Source organism: Pseudomonas sp. BJa3 (genome assembly GCF_026343815.1).
Classification (GTDB): Bacteria; Pseudomonadota; Gammaproteobacteria; order Pseudomonadales; family Pseudomonadaceae; genus Aquipseudomonas; species Aquipseudomonas soli.
This window is the reverse complement of the sequence record NZ_JAOXMC010000278.1, coordinates 1-263: the sequence shown is the minus strand read 5'-3', so window position 1 is coordinate 263 and position 263 is coordinate 1. Positions and strand designations below refer to the sequence as shown.

Annotated in this window: 1 protein-coding gene; it reads left to right on the top strand. The window is 57.0% G+C overall.

Annotated features, from left to right (window positions below; all coding sequences use genetic code 11):
* A partial coding sequence (locus tag OH705_RS27720) for a hypothetical protein (RefSeq protein WP_267303498.1) occupies positions 1 to 263 on the top strand: 263 nt, incomplete at both ends.

The window sequence follows — 263 nt, the reverse complement described above, 5'->3', positions numbered from 1 at the left end:
GATAATCGTTATATGAAGCTATATGCCAACAGGGGCGACAACCCGCACGATCTGCAATTGTTGCGCGATCTGGCCATCATCAATAGTCGTACGGTGGCCGAGATGGGCTCGCTGCCGGCCGGAGGCGTGCCGGTGGTTGAGAAGCGCAGACTCAAACTTCCCCGTTCCATTCCAGCGGTGCCGTCTTTGACGCGCGCCTATCACCAGGACAACCAAACGATGGATTTCAAGCCCATGGCTGTTGCAGCTGGCATGGCGTTAGC